The 19,353-nt window shown below is 43.7% G+C and carries 18 protein-coding genes; 7 read left to right on the top strand and 11 right to left on the bottom strand.

Annotated features, from left to right (window positions below; all coding sequences use genetic code 11):
* Positions 1-4 precede the first annotated feature (4 nt).
* The 6 genes from K6V26_RS10070 (at position 5) to K6V26_RS10045 (ending at position 7,684) form a co-directional block, all read left to right on the top strand.
* On the top strand, positions 5-2,560 hold the full coding sequence (locus tag K6V26_RS10070) for a M1 family metallopeptidase (RefSeq protein WP_224265260.1): 2,556 nt from the start codon (positions 5-7) through the stop codon (positions 2,558-2,560).
* A gap of 274 nt (positions 2,561-2,834) precedes the next feature.
* Positions 2,835-3,686: an ATP phosphoribosyltransferase gene (gene hisG / locus K6V26_RS10065; RefSeq protein WP_007656904.1), complete on the top strand. Its 852-nt coding sequence runs from the start codon at positions 2,835-2,837 to the stop codon at positions 3,684-3,686.
* Between the two features lie 152 nt (positions 3,687-3,838).
* Positions 3,839-5,119 (top strand): histidinol dehydrogenase, encoded by a 1,281-nt coding sequence (hisD, locus tag K6V26_RS10060; protein WP_195586486.1) that lies wholly within the window; start codon positions 3,839-3,841, stop codon positions 5,117-5,119.
* A complete protein-coding gene (gene hisC, locus K6V26_RS10055; RefSeq protein WP_195586487.1) occupies positions 5,116-6,147 on the top strand; it encodes a histidinol-phosphate transaminase in 1,032 nt (343 codons plus the stop codon). Before hisD ends, hisC begins: the two co-directional genes overlap by 4 nt.
* A gap of 2 nt (positions 6,148-6,149) precedes the next feature.
* On the top strand, positions 6,150-7,277 hold the full coding sequence (hisB, locus tag K6V26_RS10050) for a bifunctional histidinol-phosphatase/imidazoleglycerol-phosphate dehydratase HisB (protein WP_046147131.1): 1,128 nt from the start codon (positions 6,150-6,152) through the stop codon (positions 7,275-7,277).
* On the top strand, positions 7,274-7,684 hold the full coding sequence (locus K6V26_RS10045) for a lipocalin-like domain-containing protein (RefSeq protein ID WP_224265259.1): 411 nt from the start codon (positions 7,274-7,276) through the stop codon (positions 7,682-7,684). The genes hisB and K6V26_RS10045 overlap by 4 nt, the downstream gene beginning before the upstream one ends.
* Positions 7,685-7,761: 77 nt before the next feature.
* On the opposite strand, the gene ybaK is transcribed toward K6V26_RS10045, so the two are convergent.
* The 5 genes from ybaK to K6V26_RS10020 are packed head-to-tail and all read right to left on the bottom strand — an operon-like array spanning position 7,762 to position 11,349.
* Positions 7,762-8,250, bottom strand: a complete 489-nt coding sequence (gene ybaK / locus K6V26_RS10040; protein WP_010803064.1) for a Cys-tRNA(Pro) deacylase — start codon at positions 8,248-8,250, stop codon at positions 7,762-7,764.
* A gap of 1 nt (position 8,251) precedes the next feature.
* Positions 8,252-10,378, bottom strand: coding sequence for a Tex family protein (locus K6V26_RS10035; RefSeq protein ID WP_129699239.1), 2,127 nt, complete (start codon positions 10,376-10,378; stop codon positions 8,252-8,254).
* Between the two features lie 13 nt (positions 10,379-10,391).
* Entirely contained in the window at positions 10,392-10,598 is a 207-nt protein-coding gene (locus K6V26_RS10030) for a hypothetical protein (RefSeq protein WP_007656891.1), read from the bottom strand.
* Between the two features lie 5 nt (positions 10,599-10,603).
* On the bottom strand, positions 10,604-11,095 hold the full coding sequence (locus K6V26_RS10025; protein ID WP_122327463.1) for a DUF3990 domain-containing protein: 492 nt from the start codon (positions 11,093-11,095) through the stop codon (positions 10,604-10,606).
* Positions 11,092-11,349, bottom strand: coding sequence for a DUF3791 domain-containing protein (locus tag K6V26_RS10020; RefSeq protein WP_007656888.1), 258 nt, complete (start codon positions 11,347-11,349; stop codon positions 11,092-11,094). Before K6V26_RS10020 ends, K6V26_RS10025 begins: the two co-directional genes overlap by 4 nt.
* A 304-nt stretch (positions 11,350-11,653) precedes the next feature.
* On the opposite strand from K6V26_RS10020, the gene K6V26_RS10015 reads away from it, so the two are divergent.
* Positions 11,654-13,162 carry a PAS domain-containing sensor histidine kinase gene (locus K6V26_RS10015; RefSeq protein ID WP_224265258.1) on the top strand — a complete coding sequence of 503 codons (1,509 nt, stop codon included), beginning with the start codon at positions 11,654-11,656 and terminating at the stop codon, positions 13,160-13,162.
* Here the strand turns inward: K6V26_RS10015 and K6V26_RS10010 are convergent.
* From K6V26_RS10010 to K6V26_RS09990, 6 genes are all read right to left on the bottom strand, one after another.
* Positions 13,155-14,534 carry an ATP-binding cassette domain-containing protein gene (locus K6V26_RS10010; protein ID WP_224265257.1) on the bottom strand — a complete coding sequence of 460 codons (1,380 nt, stop codon included), beginning with the start codon at positions 14,532-14,534 and terminating at the stop codon, positions 13,155-13,157. The genes K6V26_RS10015 and K6V26_RS10010 overlap by 8 nt on opposite strands.
* The gene (locus tag K6V26_RS10005; protein ID WP_048315586.1) at positions 14,531-15,448 is read right to left on the bottom strand and encodes a substrate-binding domain-containing protein; all 918 of its coding nucleotides are present in this window, start codon (positions 15,446-15,448) and stop codon (positions 14,531-14,533) included. Before K6V26_RS10005 ends, K6V26_RS10010 begins: the two co-directional genes overlap by 4 nt.
* Before the next feature lie 258 nt (positions 15,449-15,706).
* Entirely contained in the window at positions 15,707-17,266 is a 1,560-nt protein-coding gene (locus K6V26_RS10000) for a sodium:solute symporter family protein (RefSeq protein WP_007656881.1), read from the bottom strand.
* On the bottom strand, positions 17,263-17,403 hold the full coding sequence (locus K6V26_RS28725; protein WP_007656880.1) for a symporter small accessory protein: 141 nt from the start codon (positions 17,401-17,403) through the stop codon (positions 17,263-17,265). Before K6V26_RS28725 ends, K6V26_RS10000 begins: the two co-directional genes overlap by 4 nt.
* 15 nt (positions 17,404-17,418) lie before the next feature.
* Complete coding sequence (locus tag K6V26_RS09995) at positions 17,419-17,844, bottom strand: hypothetical protein (RefSeq protein WP_007656879.1); 426 nt, start codon at positions 17,842-17,844, stop codon at positions 17,419-17,421.
* Between the two features lie 31 nt (positions 17,845-17,875).
* Complete coding sequence (locus K6V26_RS09990) at positions 17,876-19,177, bottom strand: phenylacetate--CoA ligase family protein (protein ID WP_007656878.1); 1,302 nt, start codon at positions 19,175-19,177, stop codon at positions 17,876-17,878.
* Between the last annotated feature and the right edge of the window lie 176 nt (positions 19,178-19,353).

Genomic DNA, 19,353 nt, shown 5'->3' with positions numbered 1-19,353 from the left:
AAAGATGGCACATTCAAATCATATGATTTATCAGGTGGCTGGCATTGCGGCGGTAAGTCTGTTGACAGCCTGTTCGACGCAACAGCAAGATGTTAACTTGCAGGAAGTCGGAGTCAGTCATGAATTGGCCCGTTTCAGAAAAGAGCATTTCGGTCAAGTCAGATATAACTTGTTTTTCTCCATTCCTGAATCCAGGCAGGAGCCGGTCAGGGGCAAGGCTGTCATACAACTGTCGCTGAAAGAAAAACTGCCGCTTATTATTGATTTCAGGGGAGATGCTTCACAGGTCGCTTCTGTCTTGCTGAATGGTGGGGAAGTGCCTTATGAGGTAAAAAATGAACATATCATCATCCCGGCAGAACGGAGCGTCGTCGGAGAGAATAAAGTATCTGTAGAATTTACTCCTGCCGACCAGTCTTTGAACAGGAGGGACGAGTTTCTTTATACTTTGCTGGTTCCTGACCGGGCGCGGACTGCGTTTCCCTGTTTCGACCAGCCGGATATGAAGTCGTTATTTACGCTGACGCTGGAAGTTCCGGAAGCATGGCAAGCCGTTACGAACGGTGCCATAGAGAAAACAGATACCCTATCCGTTCCCGGACGCAAGTTGATTTCATTCAGGGAAACAGAACCGCTGAGTACTTATTTGTTCGCCTTTACTGCCGGAAAATTTATTCGCGAAACATACACCCGGGATGGAAGGGAAATCTCCTTGTACCACAGGGAAACAGACCCGAAGAAAGTCGCCCAATGTCCCGAAATCGCATCGGAAGTCTTTGACGCTTTAACATGGCTGGAAGATTATACCGCCATTCCGTATCCTTTTGCCAAGTATGATTTGATAATCCTTCCCGGTTTCCAGTTCGGGGGAATGGAGCACACCGGGGCAACGTTCTATACCGACCGCCGTATGTTCCTGAATGAGAACCCGACATTGAACGAGCAGTTGAGCCGCAGTGCCCTGATTGCTCACGAAACGGCCCATATGTGGTTTGGCGATTATGTGACCATGCAATGGTTTGACGATGTCTGGACAAAGGAAGTGTTTGCCAATTATTTTGCTTCGCAGATTGTCGAACCGCTATATCCGGGTGTAAACCATGCTTTGAATTTCATGCAGGATTATATTCCTCCCGCTTATGTGGAAGACCGTACTGCCGGAGCAAATCCAATCAAACAGGAATTGGATAATCTTCGTAATGCCGGCCTGGTCTACGGTAACATCATCTATGATAAATCTCCCGTCGTCCTGGAAATGCTGATTAAAAAGATGGGTAAGGAATCTTTCCGGAAAGGCATTCAGGAATATCTGAAAACATATGCCTACGGAAATGCCTCTTGGGAGGGCCTGATTGGTATTCTGGATACATATACGGATGACGATTTGTCCGGCTGGAGCCATATTTGGGTAAATGAAAAAGGCATGCCTGAGATTGCCGTTTCCATTGTCGGCGATAGCCTGGTCGTTTCGCAGAAAGACCCTTTTGGTAGGGGATTGAACTGGCCGCAGGACCTCACTTATCTGATTGTTCCCAAAACAGGGGAACCGGAAGAAATTTCAGTTTCTTTCGGGAGAAATTCAAATTCCATCCGGAAGAAATTGAAAACGGTCCCGGAAGAGGGGAGTTTCATTATTCCGAATACGGATGGAAAAGGGTATGGCTTTTTCCGGTTGAACGAAGCGGATGCCAAGGCTTGTGCCGCCTATCTTTCGGTTTGTGAAAATGAATTGCTGAGAGGTTCCCTGTTAATCACATTGTATGAAAATCTGTTGAACCGGACGATTTCGCCCGAATCATATATGGAGGCTATGTTGAATTATCTGCCGAAAGAAGATAATTCGTTGTTATTCTCGGCCGCTTTAGGGTATATCGGTAATTGTCAGCGTTTATTTCCGGCGGATACAGCGCTTCTGGAAAAAACATTAGGACAGATTGTGGCGACCTCTTCCGTTCCTCAACATCGTTTGCAGGCGTTCCGTTCGTATCGTTCCATAGCAGAGTCGCCGGAAGCAATCGCCGCATTATATGACTTGTGGAAGAAGCAGCAAGCTCCCGCCGGCTGTTCGTTAAGTGAAAACGATTATATCAGCTTATCTTATACGCTGGCCCTTCATTTGCCGAAGCAGGCGGATGAGATTATAAACAGCCAGCAATCGCGTATAACTAATCCTGACCGGAAACGGGAGTATGCCTTTATTTCTCCTTCCGTCTCACCGCATAAAGAAGTGCGCGACAGTGTTTTTGCCTCTTTGCTGGTAGCTGAAAACCGTCGGGTAGAACCCTGGGCATCTGCTGCTTTGGCGAATCTGAATCATCCGTCACGGCAGAAAGAAGCGGTAGCCTATATCCGTCCGGCACTGGAAGCGATGCAGGAAGTGCAACGGACAGGAGATATATTTTTCCCGACAGCCTGGGTTCGTGCCTTGCTGTCAGGCCATACGTCGCCGGAGGCAAGGGCAGAGGTTGATGCTTTTTTTGCCTCTCACCTGGATTATCCGCCGATGCTGGCAAACAAAATACGGCAACAGGCGAATCATTTATATATAATTGAACACTAAGCATAAAAGTCGTGTAGAAAAAAAGTGTGCGTACCGGCTAATCTTTTGATAGTTTTATTTGCATTTTCAATTATTATTGTAACTTTGTGGCATCAATAAAATAACAAATGAGAAGAAAAGTATCACATCACCATCATCATCATTACAACGGGCAGTAGTTCGGTGGGCTGATTGGTGTGCAGATACGCATAATATAATTAGATAAGGCTTGCCGTTATACGGTAAGCCTTATTTTGTTTTCGGAAAGCATATAATTATTAAAACAAAAATAAACATGTTACGAATTGCAGTACAATCAAAAGGTCGTTTATACGATGAAACAATGCTATTATTGGAAGAAGCGGGTATCAAACTGAACAGAGGAAAGCGCATTTTGCTGTTATCGGCAAAAGGGTTTCCGGTAGAAGTTCTGTTCCTGCGTGATGATGATATTCCTCAGTCTGTCGCCAATGGCGTTGCCGATATAGGTATTGTCGGTGAGAATGAATACGTTGAAAAAGGGGGAGAAGCACGTTTGGTTAAACGATTGGGATTCAGTAAATGCCGTTTGTCACTGGCTATTCCTAAAGATGAAGACTACAAGGGAGTAGAATGGTTTGAAGGCAAAACAATCGCTACTTCTTATCCTGGCATCCTGAATACTTATCTGAAAGAAAAAGGTGTAAAAGCCGATATGCATGTCATCAGCGGTTCTGTTGAAATAGCTCCGGGTATTGGTCTGGCAGATGCAATTTTCGATATTGTCAGTTCCGGTAGTACGCTGGTCAGCAATCGCCTGAAAGAGGTGGAAGTGGTTATGCAAAGCGAAGCGCTTCTGATTGCGAACAACAATCTGTCGGAAGAAAAGCTGGCGATACTCGACGAACTGTTATTCCGCTTCGAAGCTATCCAGGTTGCTGAAGGCAAGAAATATGTATTGCTGAACGCACCGAAAGATAAGTTGGATGAAATCATAGAAGTATTACCCGGTATGAAGAGTCCGACGGTGACGCCTTTGGCTAACGGTGATTGGGTATCCGTCCAGTCTGTCATAGCCGAGAAACATTTCTGGGAAATTATAGGTAAACTGAAATCACTCGGGGCCGAAGGTATCCTCGTTATCCCGATTGAGAAAATGATACTTTAATGTCGAGTCAGTTTCCTGAGCACGGAATTACGAGAAAACTGTAATTGACTGACAATTAATAAGTAAGGTCTTTTTCGTTCGTTCCTGATAATTTGTATCTCACATGGTTATCCATGTCTCATTTCTGACAATAATATAAACAAAACAACAATATGGAAGTAATTAAATATCCCTCAAAAGCAGACTGGCCTTCTTTGGTGAAGCGTCCGGCTTTGGATGTTACTACTTTATTCGATACGGTCCGGACTGTATTGAATGAAGTGCGTAGTGAAGGGGATACCGCCGTTAAGCGTTACGAAAAGAAGTTTGACAAGGTCACGCTATCCGGTCTTCAGGTGTCGGAAGAAGAAATAAAAGAAGCTCGCGAACTTGTTTCCGAAGATTTAAAACAAGCTATTCGCACAGCAAAGGCAAATATTGAAAAGTTTCATGCCTCCCAGCGTTTTACCGGACAAAAGGTGGAAACGACCTCCGGAGTAACCTGCTGGCAGAAAGCAGTTGCCATAGAAAAGGTCGGCCTGTATATTCCGGGAGGAACGGCCCCTTTGTTCTCAACCGTATTAATGTTGGCGGTTCCTGCACATATCGCCGGATGTAAGGAGATTGTATTATGTACTCCTCCGAACCGGGAAGGAAAAGTGCATCCGGCCATCCTGTTTGCCGCAGAAACGGCAGGTGTCAGCAAGATATTCAAAGCCGGAGGAATACAGGCTATTGCGGCCATGGCATACGGCACGGAATCTGTCCCCAAAGTCTATAAGATATTCGGCCCCGGAAATCAGTACGTGACAGCAGCCAAACAGCTTGTCAGCTTGAAAGACGTTGCCATCGACATGCCCGCAGGCCCTTCCGAAGTGGAAGTCATTGCCGACGGAACAGCAAATCCGGACTTTATTGCCGCCGATTTCCTTTCACAGGCAGAGCATGGAGCAGATAGCCAGGCTATGCTGGTTACATCGGCAGAAAGTATCGTATCTCCTGTAGTTGATGCCATCCAACAGCAATTATCTGAACTGTCCCGTAAGGATATTACTGCAAAAGCATTGGAACATAGCCGTATAATCGTCCTGAAAGACGAACAGGAAGTAATTGCTTTCACGAATATGTATGCCCCGGAACATCTGATTATACAAACGGAGAACTACGCTCATATTGCTGAACAGATAGAGAATGCGGGAAGTGTCTTTATGGGACCCTACACTCCTGAAAGTGCTGGCGATTATGCTTCGGGCACGAATCATACGCTTCCGACCAATGGCTATGCCAAGGCTTACAGCGGTGTAAACCTGGACAGCTTTATCAAAAAGATAACCTTCCAGGAAATCACTGCCGAAGGTATTAAGAATTTAGGCGGTACAATCCAGACGATGGCCGGTAACGAGCAACTGGATGCACACCGCAATGCAGTAACAATAAGATTGAAAACAATATGATGGATTTAAAAGACCTGGTAAGACCTAATATTTGGGCGTTGAAACCCTATTCCTCTGCAAGAGACGAGTTTCACGGAAGTGCATCTGTTTTCCTGGATGCAAATGAGAATCCTTATAACGAGCCTTATAACCGTTATCCCGACCCCTTACAGTGGGAGTTGAAAGAACGGATTGCCGAACTGAAAGATGTAGACCGCAATTCCATCTTTTTGGGCAATGGCAGCGATGAGCCGATAGACCTTGTTATCCGTGCATTCTGTGACCCGGGAATCGATACGATTGTCAGTATCGCCCCTTCTTACGGTATGTATGAAGTAGCTTCCAATGTTAACAACGTGGAGTTCAGGAAAGTGACTTTAACTCCTGATTTCGAACTGGATGCAGAAGCATTACTGGAGGAAGTGGACGAATGGGTGAAAGTAATCTTTCTTTGCTCGCCGAACAACCCGACGGGAAACAGCCTGAACCGGGATGAAATATATAAGATACTGAAGAACTTTGAAGGAATAGTCGTACTGGACGAAGCCTATATCGACTTTTCGGCAGAACCTTCTTTCCTTCCCGAGCTGAAGAAATTCCCGAATCTGATAATTTTGCAAACATTATCCAAAGCATGGGGAGCCGCAGGCCTCCGTTTGGGTATGGCTTTTGCTTCTCCGGAAATTATTGCAATATTGAACAAGATTAAGTATCCTTACAACGTCAATGTGCTTACACAGAAACAGGCGTTGGACTTGTTGAATAATGAAGGCCAGATGTTGGAACAGTTGCGCCGTATCATGTCCGAACGTATCCGGTTGCAGGCTGCTTTGCCGGAACTGCCGATTGTCCATAAAATGTATCCGACCGATGCAAACTTTATCCTGGTAAATGTGGGTAAAGCTGACTCCGTATATAATAAACTGGTGAAGAAAGGCGTTATTGTACGTAACCGGAATAATGTGACCTTGTGTAACGGCTGTCTGCGTATCACTGTTGGCACACCGGAAGAAAACGATGCCTTATTGAAGGCTTTAAAAAGTTTGTAAGCATGAAAAGAGCTCTCTTTATCGATAGAGACGGAACATTGGTGATAGAACCTCCTGTTGATTACCAGCTGGATAGCCTGGAGAAACTGGAGTTCTATCCTAAAGTATTCCGCAATTTATACTTCATACGTAAACAGCTTGATTTTGAGTTTGTCATGGTGACGAACCAGGACGGATTGGGTACCTCTTCTTTTCCGGAAAATACATTCTGGCCGGCCCACAACAAGATGCTGAAGACATTGGAAGGTGAGGGGATTGTCTTTGATGACATGCTGATCGACCGATCTTTCCCGGAGGATAATTCTCCCAACCGCAAACCGCGTACCGGAATGCTGGGTAAATATCTGGCCGGCGAGTACGATTTGGCAAACAGTTACGTGATAGGAGACCGCCTGACGGATATGGAACTGGCTGCAAATCTGGGTGCAAAAGGCATATGGCTGCGTCCTTCGGATGAAGAGGCGGACAGGTTGCTGGCCGGGAATCCTTCTCTTTCCCCTGTACTTATTACGGATGATTGGGATAAAATTACCGAATATCTTTTTGCCGGCGAACGCCGTGCCGTTGTGCAGCGCACCACCAAGGAGACGGATATTTACGTAGAAGTAAATCTGGATGGAAACGGAAAGACAGCGGTTTCGACCGGATTAGGCTTTTTTGACCATATGCTGGACCAGATAGGAAAACATTCCGGTATGGATTTGGTTATACGTGTAAAGGGTGACCTCGACGTTGATGAGCATCATACGATTGAAGATACGGCGATTGCCCTGGGTGAAGCCTTGCTGAAAGCCTTAGGCGACAAGCGCGGCATCGAACGGTATGGCTATTCTTTGCCGATGGACGATTGCCTGTGCAGTGTGGCTCTCGACTTCGGCGGACGTCCCTGGCTGGTCTGGGATGCCGAGTTCCGTCGTGAAATGGTTGGAGACATGCCGACGGAGATGTTCCTTCATTTCTTTAAAAGCCTGAGTGATGCCGCCCGCATGAATCTGAATATTAAGGCAGAAGGGACGAATGAGCATCATAAGATAGAAGGTATTTTCAAGGCTTTGGCACGTTCTGTAAAAATGGCTATACGCCGTGATATTTATAAATATGAATTACCGAGTACAAAAGGTTTGTTATGATGAATAAAATGAAATACTGGATGATAGCCGCTGTCACAATTTTGATGGCTGCATGTAGTAATGATACGGAGCATAAGTTGGAAGGCAAATGGCAATTACAGCAAGTGGAAGCTAATGGCGATGTGATACAGGCTGATACGGTATTTTATAATTTCCAGAATATTTTATTTATGTATCAGGTGTACATCCCGGCTGAAGACAAATATGTTTTGCAATATGGTTTCAATACGATAAAGGATGAAGACCAGTTGGAATTGGAATTGGCAGACGACCCAGGTCCTGCGGCAAACTATTTGCACTACACCGACTGGAAGTCTAAAACACGTACATTCTCCATAGAGAAACTGAGCGGAAAGCAACTGATTTTAAACAGTGAAGGGAAAAGGTATATATTCCGGAAATTCTAAATTATAGAAATGCGGTTTACCTAAATAAAAAGAGAATGCTGGCTTTTCCTGCATTCTCTTTTTATTTAGGTTTATTATCATCGTTCTTTCTCTGCAATCAAATCTGCAACTTCGGCCCTCACCTCACGAATTAAATCATCCGGAGCTATCTGAACCTGCAATCCTCGTTGTCCGGCACTGATATATATAGTATCATATTGCCCGGCAGACTGATGGATATAGGTCGGGAAATGTTTCTTCATTCCGATAGGGGAACATCCTCCCCGGATATACCCGGTTAAAGGCAATAATTCTTTCACCGGGATCATCTCACATTTTTTGTTGCCCGATACTTTGGCTGCCTTTTTCAAATCCACTTCATCAGCTCCGGGGATAACACAGACAAAATATCCGCTTTTATCTCCGTGAAGGATTAACGTTTTGAATACCTGTTCTACGTTTTCTCCCAATTGCTCTGCCACATGGGTGGCGCTTAAATCATTTTCATCGACTTCATAGGGAACCAGCTGATAGGCTATTTTAGCTTTATCCAACAGCCTGGCCACATTCGTTTTGTTTATTTTCATACTACAATCCTTTCATAGATAACTGAACCCGTTTACGGACCAGGTCTACACTCAAAACTTTCACTTTAACATGCTGATGGATAGAAACCACCTGTGTCGGGTCGCTGATAAAACGATCGGCAAGTTCCGAGATATGAACCAATCCGTTCTCTTTTATACCAACATCAACAAAGCAACCGAAGTTCGTAATATTGGTTACAATTCCCGGTAGGACCAGCCCTTCCTTCAGGTCTTCTATCGTTTTAACGGTAGGGTCGAAAGAAAAGACCTGGATAGCCTGGCGCGGGTCACGACCGGGTTTATCCAACTCTTCCATGATATCAAGCAGAGTCGGCATACCGACTTTCTCTGTAATATATTTCTTAAGGTCGAGCTTCTTCTTTAATTCTTTATTGGTAATCAACTCTTCCACGGTACATTTTAAGTCCTTGGCCATTTGTTCCACAATCGGATAACTTTCCGGGTGAACGGCGGAATTGTCCAAAGGTGTTTTGCCACCTTGTATGCGAAGGAATCCGGCACTTTGCTCAAACGCTTTTTCACCCATACGCGGCACCTTTAACAATTCACGTCTGGATTGGAAAGGACCATGTTCGGCCCGGTAGTCAACAATATTCTGTGCCAGTGTCGGTCCTAAACCGGAGATATAAGTCAGCAGGTGCTTACTGGCCGTATTCACATTGACTCCCACCATATTTACGCAACTTTCCACAGTCTGGTCCAGGCTTTTCTTTAAAGCACTCTGGTCGACATCATGTTGATACTGGCCGACTCCGATACTTTTGGGATCGATTTTTACCAGTTCTGCCAGTGGGTCCATCAACCGGCGTCCGATACTGACGGCACCCCGTACGGTCACATCATATTCAGGAAACTCATCCCGGGCAATCTTTGAGGCAGAATAGATGGAAGCTCCGTTCTCACTGACAACAAACACCTGAACTTTCCGGTCATAACGGATATTAGTAATGAACTGTTCCGTTTCGCGGCTTGCAGTTCCGTTGCCGATAGCGATAGCATCGATGGCATAAGTCGATACCAATTGAGAGACTTTAGCTGCGGCTTTGCTCTTTTCATTCTGCGGCGGATGCGGATAGACGGCTTCGTTATGAAGCAGGTTACCCTGGGCATCCAGGCAAACTAATTTGCATCCGGTACGATATCCGGGGTCGACACCTAACACTCGCTTTTGTCCTAACGGCGGTGCCAGTAAAAGCTGCCGCAAGTTCTCTGCAAAAACACGGATGGCCTCTTCGTCGGCTTTCGTTTTGCTCAGATTGGCATATTCCGTTTCTATGGAAGGCTTTAGCAGACGTTTGAAAGAGTCGTCTACCGCATTGGCTACCTGGTCGGAAACTTCGCTGTTCCCTTTCACGAACCGTCTTTTCAAACGGTCGAGTGTAGTATCGACATCGGGTGATATGCTGACTCTGAGGATACCTTCCGCTTCTCCGCGGCGGAGGGCCAGCAAGCGATGGGAACTGCATCGGTTCAGCGGTTCACTGAAATCGAAATAGTCCCGGTATTTGGCTCCTTCTTCCTCTTTTCCTTTAATAACTTTAGAAGAAATAATCCCTGTATGGGCAAAAGAATTACGCACGGCGTTACGTGCCCCTTCATTTTCGTTTACCCATTCAGCGATAATATCTCGTGCTCCTTGCAAGGCTTCTGCTGCATTCTTTACTTCTCCTTTGATAAAACTCTTCACCCGGGCCAGCAAATCCGGTTCGTTTTGTATCATGATAATTTTGGCAAGCGGTTCCAGCCCTTTTTTACGTGCAATCTCAGCCTTAGTCACCCGTTTGGGTTTGTAGGGCAGATAAAGGTCTTCTATCTCGGTGCTATCCCAGGAATCTTCGATTCGTTTCTTGAGTTCAGGAGTTAACTTCCCTTGTTCTTCGATAGAACTTAATATGGTATCTTTCCGTTTTTTGAGTTCAGTCAGCTTATCCAGTTGGTCTTTGATATTCCCGATCTGGACTTCATCCAGTCCTCCGGTAACTTCTTTCCGATAACGGCTGATAAAAGGAATGGTCGCCCCTTCATTAAGCAACCCGATCGTTCTTTCGACCTGTCCAGCCGGAATGTTTAAAGAGTGGGAGATAAGTGAATGGAATAATGTTGTCATAATTGTTTTTGTTTTATGATTGGTACAGCTCCATCATGATTTCATCAACGATGTAAGCGTCACTAAAAATATAAAGTTCGGTTTCAGGGTCATGCAGTCGGTCGCAAACCTTTGACATATAGAATACATCCAGAGCGCGCAACGGTGAAACTTCCAATTTTTCAGAAAGCCGCATGACTATTCTTCCGATTTTATTCCACATTAATAAGTCGCTAAGCATATTTGTTATAGATTAATTTGTTCGACAGAAATAAATTGTAAGCATTGATCAATCAATTGCTGGTTTAACAAACAGAATTGATTATTGGGTTGGTGTTGTGATAATTGGCCTAATGCCATTTCAACAGTCATCATACCATTCATATATGCTTCTACTGTATCAATGACACGGTCGTTTGCTACACCACCTTCTACAATGTCATATTTAGCCCACGGTTTTAGTCCCTTACGGCTTTTTACAATAAAGTCAAGCCATTCTTCGTCATACCTAGAAAATTTCAAATAGGAGAAATCAGTTATTACTTCATCTAAATCAAGTTGATAAATATTTAGAAGAGGAATTTCCTGTTGCTGTCTGCCTATACGAAAAGCCCATCTTTCAGCTTGTTCTTTAATGTCGGTTACGTAAAAACCTTGTCCAAAATCCAGATTTTCACGTCCGGCTTTAGCGATAGGTTGCTTCACGGTGATAACAGAGCCATGATAAACGGTTATCATAGTTTTCCTCCTTCTTCTTTTATTTGCTTCTTCTCCCAAATATCTAATGTTTTCAATACATCTTCAGTGACATATTCCCGACTTTGAGTGTGCAAAACATCATAAAACTCCCATATATAATCCTCTATTAGCCGGATACGTTTCATTCTCCGGTACATCTCTGAAGCCGAGCATCCTCTTGCCCGCGCTGCCGATTCGATACATGATGATACGAATATTGTTCGTAACTCTTCTTCTGTTTGCACTATTATCATATTATAATACCTGTTTATGCAAAAATAGGTATTAAATTTAAAAGGTTACTCCCCTTTAAGATGTTTTTGTGAATAGTACCTGAGCGGTAGTGCCTGATAGGGGAAATTTACTTAGTAAGTAGAGTTCTCCTGCTACATACTTTTTTGACACGGATTTCACAGATTGGCTATTAAAATGCTGATATTGTGAAGTTCGTGTTATTTATTTTGCTTCCCTCTTTGAATTCTTTCTTTATATTATTTGTTACTCTCGTTTATTTTCAAGACTTTTGTGAGAATATAAACATTAAGTCCTCAAAGCTGTATGATACCAGTAGATTCAAATGCTGATGCATTGGAGCAAAAATATAAAGATTTATCCGGGTTACTTTCGAACATAGTAGACTCAGTACCAATGTACTTCTTTGTTAAGGATACTGGAGATGACTTCCGTTATGTTTATTCCAGTCCGATGATGAATCAGATATATGGTCGTTTTCACAATGATGTTGTTGGGAAAACGGACTTTGATTTGTTTGTTGACCCTGTTGCAGCTCAGTCTTTCAGGGATATGGATGAGATGGTACTTCAAACGGGAGAGATGCAACGCTTTGTTGAACAGATGCTCGACCCCAAAGGTGTAGTGCGTTCTATGGATACCATGAAATTGCTGGTACCCCGCGAAGGAAAAGCGCCTTTTCTATTGGGTATGTCCTGGGACATCACCAAACAACGGCAGATAGAAGAAGAACTGCATGAAAATAATAAAAGACTGGCCTTATCCTGTATGGCAGGCCTTATCTATCCGTGGATATGGGATGTCGTGAATGAAACGGCGGAGCTTTCTCATGTAGAGAACGGTGAAATGATTCATGCTTATATTTCCCACGAAAGTTTTACTGAAAAAATCCATCCGGACGACCAGCAAATGTACCGGGATGTTGTGACGGCCTTTGCCCAGGGTGAGATAGAATCATTACGCCTGAGTTTCCGTTGCCGTTATTTCTCGGAAGAATATGTCTGGCTGGAGAAAATCGGTGAAGTGTATGAATATGGTAAAGACGGTAAACCCCTGAAAGCTATTGGTATCTTGCGGGATATCACGGTGGATAAACGTCACGAAGCAGATGTACAGGCGAAGCGTCTTGCAGAGGAGAGTAACCGGATGAAATCGGCCTTTATCGCCAATATGAGTCATGAAATACGTACGCCTTTAAATGCGATTGTCGGTTTCTCTACTTTGATGGCCCAGGCGGAAACGGATGAAGAAAAACAGGAATATCTGAAGATTATTGAATCGAGCAATGAATTTCTGTTGCAATTGATTGATGATATTCTCGATATTTCAAAGATAGAATCGGGTAAGCTGGAGTTCATTTATTCAGACTTCAGTTTAAATAGTATCTTCAAACCGCAGGAGCCGGCTTTCTTACGGCGGGTAAATGCCGGGGTAAAGGTTGTTTTTGAAAATGACGGAAGCGACTACAGTATCATTTCTGAAAAGACAAGACTTACACAGGTGTTGACTAACTTTTTATCTAATGCGGTTAAATTTACATCGGCAGGAACGATACGGTATGGTTATCGTTTGACTGATAATGGCATTTATGCTTATGTCAGCGATACCGGTACCGGCATAAAGAAAGAGGACCAGGTTACCATTTTTGACCGGTTTGTCAAACTGGATAGGTTTAAACAAGGGACAGGACTTGGATTGTCTATCTGTAAGACAATTATAACGATGTTGAACGGAGAGATAGGTGTCGATTCAGAGGAAGGCGTAGGTTCTACATTCTGGTTCTCAATCCCCTGTAATCCCGTAAAAGTTAATTGATTATCGGTAGCCGGATAATAACGGAAGCAAAGCGCTCTATCTCTTCCTGATTGTGTGATGTGAAGATGACAGTGCATTTATATTCTGTTTGTCGTTCAATTATGCGGTCGATGATGCGGATTGCGAGTGGCTTGTCCAATCCTTTGAAAGGCTCGTCAAGAAGCATAACAGTAGATGGATATGCCAATGCCCGGGCAAGGGCTACGCGCTGTTGCTGGCCGTAACTCAGTTCGTTAGGATAACGTTCCGTGAAAGTTTCCATCTCGACTATTCTCAATGCTGTTAATGCTTCCTGTTCCGCATAAGTTTGTTTATAGAGCGATGCTAACGGTAGGCAAATGTTTTGCAGGACAGTTAAATGGGACAGTAGTTCCGGCTCCTGGAATACAACAGCAAACTTTTCTTCCCGATGAGATATAATCTTTCCCTCGATTGGTTTCAATGTCCCGTCCAGCAGATTCAGTAAAGTTGTTTTTCCGCTTCCTGACGGAGCTTTTATACCATAAATGATGCCGGGTTCAAAAGTATATGAGAAATTCGATAGTACTTTGGTATCATCATATTGAAATGTAACGTCTGCTGCTTCTATGGGACAAGGGTGGGGAAGTTCTTCCTTTTCCGGTTTTCCATTGCTATACTGTATGTTCCATGTAACCAGTGTCAACCGGCTGATTCCTTTGTCAAACAGGAAACTTATCAAGACAGCAATAACAGTCCATGCAATCAATTCGGGAACCGATATGAATAACTGTGCACGTTTCATTTCCCCGCCGATACCGAAGGCGCATTGTGAAAGTACTTCGCCCATAATAATAGCACGCCAGCCGAATCCGGTAGCAGACGCCAGCCCACTGAATAAAAAAGGTTTCAGTTGGGGATAATATATATGTATCAGTTTATTCTTACGATTGATTTTGAACTGAGCCGCCATTAGGGAAAGTCCGGGCCGCAGACTGATGATTCCTTTCGTCAGGTTTTCCGTTAATAAAGGAAACATGGTCAGAAAAGCAATTATTAACGGTATTCCTTCCGGGTCAAGAAAGATTAAAGCCAATAAGATAAAAGAGATGACCGGAACGGAACGCATGATTGTCAGCAGGGGACGGAATAACTCATAAAGCAATTCGTAACGGGCAAATAAGAAAGCTGTCATCACCGCGGCTCCCAATGATAGAATGATACCGGAAATACCGCGCAGGATGGTAGCCGATATGCTTTTATAAAAAGTATCGGTACCGAATAGCTGAAATAAGGCTTTTATCAGTTCAGGAACGGACGGAATCAATTCCGGCTGGTCCATTGAAGAGGCTATTAACTGCCAGATAAGCAGCAGCAAGCAGACTGATACACATGAAATTAATCCTTTTTTCATCGTTCTCCTGAAATAAAGCCATTGTCCGGAAGTTTTCCTCCTATGGCTTTCGGTTCATATTGTTCTATCAGACGAAGGAAATCAAGAATGCTTTCTTTGGCTTCTCCGGTTGATAAATAGTTAATACGGCATCTCTCTATGCTTTCCGGAGTGAGTGTTCCCGGGGCAAATATATTGCGGCTCTCCAAAATATCTATTGCTTTTTGAGGTTGACTGACGGCAAACTGGCAGGACTCATTCAGTAAACTATCCAGCAATGTTCTTTTATCGTTTAACGAAGGTGCATAGACAATCGCGGTCTGGGCAAATCCCGGAGAGGTACTGTCCGGATTGTTAAGACTCGTTTTTATAGATAAAGTACTGTCTTTCCGAAGTATCACGCTTAGAAACGGTTCTGCCAGGACAGCCGTCTGAATCTGTCCGGCTAGCAATCCCTGGCTTATTTCACCGGGGGTAATAAACGAATAATTCAATGAATAAGATAATCCTTTTTGATGTAAATAGTAGCGGGTCAGGATATCGGGAGTTGTGCCTGCACCGAAGACATATAAAGTCTCCGTTTCCGGTGATTGATTCCGTATCCCTTGCTTTTCGACAAGATACAGATTTCCCCAGACAGGGCATCCGAGTAAAGCATATTTCAATCCTTTATTATAAAGATTGGCTGCATTAATCATAGGAAGGGCAGCCAGGTCCGCTTTCCCTTTTATTAATAATGCCTGCATCAGTTCCGGAGAGTCGACTATATCTACAGAGAACCGTTTTCCTTCTATCTCCGGCGAATCCTCCATCATCTTTGCAAACGCAATAACGGAAGGTCCGCGAAGAACAGCCACATGAAGCACATCATTCTCCTTTTTCCCATTATTGCAGCTGCATAGAATCAGCAGAAGTAAACAAAAGTATTTGATCATCTTTTTTGTTGCAAAGGTAGGAAATTAGGATTAATAGTCATGTAAAATAAGAGGTCGATTAAAAAAGTATGGAATAGGAGAGGTCTATAAAAAATTAAAGCCTGTCTCACGACAAGCCCTAACCAACTTTGTTAACCTTAAATCTAATACTATTATGAAAAAACCACAGTACAAAAGTACGGATCTTTTCATAAGTAGCAATAGTTAAAATGCTAATATATGTTTTCTAACATGCAATAAATACTAATGTATTCCATATTATATCTTATTAGTCTTTTCCTGCGTCATCAGGCTGACAACGACGATAGCAATAACAGACAACGGGAGAGCAAATAGAATAGGATCTATCGCAAACCAGGGATATACATCGATCAGCACATCTTTTCCTGTCAATGTTTTGCACAGACCAACCGCGCTGGCTTCTGCCTTATGGAGAAACAACATGGCAAACATACTTGCCAATGCTCCCGTCCAGAGACTGGCTAAAGCACCTTGTTTTGTCGCCTTTTTCCAATACAATGAACAGAAATAGGCGGGGAGGAATGTCACTGCACAAACACCCATAAATAAGGCTGTCCCTCTGGCTATAATACCGGCACTCAACGTATAGCAGATAATATAACTCAACAGGATAGAACATAAAACTCCGATACGGACTCCCATCGTTGAGTTTGTATTTTTACGGCGTCCCAGGTTCGGAAATGCATCCGCCCCGAATGCAGCTCCCATCGTATGGAACTGTGCACTCAATGTGGACATACTGGCCGACAGGATACACAGCATAAATACGGCACTAAACCATTCCGGCATAGCACGGTCAATAAACAACGGGATAATTTTATCCATATCTTTGATGGCTTCCGAAGCGACAACTCCTTCTGTCTTCATAAAAAACAGATTCGACAATGCTCCTACATGGTAAATAGCTCCTACGGTTACAATCAGGAACACGCAACCGATAAGCACTCCGCGATTCAGCTGTTTGGTGCTTTCCACCATCATGAAGCGTACAACTAACTGAGGCTGTGCCAGACAACCTATCCCGACACCTAAGATAAGCGATGTGACCAAGGTATACCATTGGGGAGAACCGGTGACCGGCATCGCCGTCCATCCCTGGTGTCCCAACTCTTTGAAACGGTCGGGGACAAGCGGTGCAATCTCCGTCAGTTTCTGGTTCGCTTCAATGAAGCCCATATCCATGACTTTGTAAAACCAGAATAAAAGGAATAACATACAGCCGAACATAATCACAGCCTGTAAGGCATCTGTATATAAAACTCCTTTTATACCACCGGTAATTACATAAGCAGCCACAATCAAAGTAAATATCAATAAAGCCAGATGCAGGTCGATATGGAACATCTGTTCGATGAAAACAGCGCCTCCTTTCATGACAACGGCCGCATACAATGGCATTCCTATAAAAATGATAGTAGCTATAAATATCTGTATACTACGCGATTTATAGTGCATCCCCAATAATTGTGGAAATGTACGCGCATTATGCTGTTCTCCTAATTTACGGGTTCCTCTACCGAAGAAGATAAAGGCTACAACCACTCCCATAAACATATTCAGCAGACATAGCCACTGGATACCCATACCGAAAGTAGCTGCGACACCACCGAAACCTACGATAGCCGATGCAGAAATAAATGTAGCTCCATAGGAGAGGGCCATGATAATAGGATTGACCTTTCTTCCTCCTAGCAGATAATCACTGGCATTTTTAGTCTGTTTATATCCGATATAGCCTAACCAGGCAATGACAAACATGTAAAGGATAACAACAATTCCAAGGGTAAGGGTACTCATTTATCAGGTTGTTTAGGGTTATCACTCTCTTTATCTCCTTTATTCCAATTGGTAATTCCGAACCATAAAGAAAAAATTAAACACGCGAAGGCTAACAGGTAGGCTAACCAGATACCGGGATCTTCTATTCCGAACATTTGTTATTTGTTTTATTATAATTTCATCAAGTCGCTTTCGCAAATGCATTCCAGATTCTGACGACGGATTACTTCACGGGCTGCTTCCCGGTTATTGGTACGAAGAATAAGGATCGATTTGTCATTCAGTGAAAAACAATACATATATTCTATGCTCAGACCGGCTTTTGTAAAATGTGTCAATGCCTGTGCAAAACTTCCGGCACAAGAGTTGGTCACGATAGCCAGTACGTCCGTCAGATTCGCACTTACATTGTTGCTTTTCAATATCTTGTATGCTTTCTGCGGATCGCTTACAATAATACGCAGAATACCATATTCAGACGTATCCGCAACAGTAGCAGCAATGATCCGTATATTTTCTTCAGCAAGCAGAGCCAGGATTTCACTTAGCTTTCCATATTTATTCTCCAGGAAAATAGAAATTTGATTTACTGTCATAGCTGTATCTTTTATTTGTTGAACAATTGTTTTAACAGAACTTACGCAAGTCTTTTACCCTTACGGCTTTACCTTCCTGAACGGGCAATGAGCCTTTGGCTACCAGTTTCAGGCGCGGAGTCAGCAGCAACTCATCTTTCAGCTGTCGGGTAATGTCTTTTGCAAGACGTTGCAAGACGCTGTAATCGTCGGTAAACAGGTCGCTCAGTTCTACTTCGATCAGCATTTCGTCACTGTTGTTAACCGTTTCGAGTGTGATCAGATAGTTGCTTCCCAGTTCTTTGAACTGCATCAGAATCTTTTCGATCTGGATCGGGAAGAGATTCACACCTTTCAGGATGATCATATCGTCGCTACGTCCTTTGAAGCGGGCCAGACGTTTATGCGTTCTTCCGCAAGGACATTCGCCCGGGATGATGCAGGTCAGGTCACGGGTACGGTAACGTAACAGCGGCATGGCTTCACGATTGATTGTCGTTAATACCAGTTCGCCTACTTCCCCTTCCGGAACAGGCTGTAATGTCTGGGGATCTACAATCTCCACAATCGTATAGTCTTCCCAGATATGCAATCCGTTTTGCTCTGTACATTCGAAAGCAACACCGGGACCATTCATTTCAGACATACCGAAACAGTTATATGCTTTTACACCTAATAGTTGTTCGATGCGTTTGCGTTGTTCTTCCGAATGAGGCTCGGCACCGATACAAACCGTGTGCAGTTTGGTGTCTTTGCGAGGATCCAGTCCCATTTCATACATTACTTCAGCCAGGCGGGTGGCGTAGCTGGGAATGATATGCAGGCAAGTCGTTCCAAAATCGGTAATAAATTTGATCTGACGTTTGGAATTACCGGCGGCGGCAGGAACGGTTAATGCTCCGAGTTTTTCTGCGCCATATTGAAATCCCAAACCACCGGTGAACATACCATATCCGGAGGTATTTTGGAAAACATCCGTATCACGTAAACCGACCATGTACATGCAGCGTGCCACCTGATTGGCCCATTGGTCCAGGTCTTTTGCCGAATGTAATACGACGGTAGGATTTCCGGTTGTGCCGCTGGAAGAGTGTACTCTTACGCAATCCTTGATAGGAATAGCCGCCATTCCGAACGGATAATTATTACGCAGGTCGTCTTTCGTTGTGAAAGGGATTTTTTGCAGATCATCCAATGACTGGATGCTGTCTGCCGTTATGCCGTTGTCTTTAAGAACTTTGCTGTAGAAAGGGGAGTGTCCGGCTAATTCTATTGTTTGTTTCAGCCGTTCCAACTGTAGTTTATTCAGTTCTTCACGACTCATCGTCTCAATATCTTTCTGCCAATACATCATAGCTTTTTCGTATTATATTGTGTTTAATTCATGAAATTAGACTGCAAATGTATCTTTTATTTTGATTAGATGCAGCATTTTTGCTCAAAATTATAAAAACAGGTAAATTAAATGTTGATTTTCTAAGGTTCCTGAAAAAATATCTTTACATTTGCCTCCAACAGTAAGTTACAATT

Source organism: Parabacteroides goldsteinii, from assembly GCF_020091425.1.
GTDB classification, from domain to species: domain Bacteria; phylum Bacteroidota; class Bacteroidia; order Bacteroidales; family Tannerellaceae; genus Parabacteroides; species Parabacteroides goldsteinii.
Note: the sequence above shows the minus strand (reverse complement) of the source record. Positions and strands in the feature narration are given on the sequence as shown.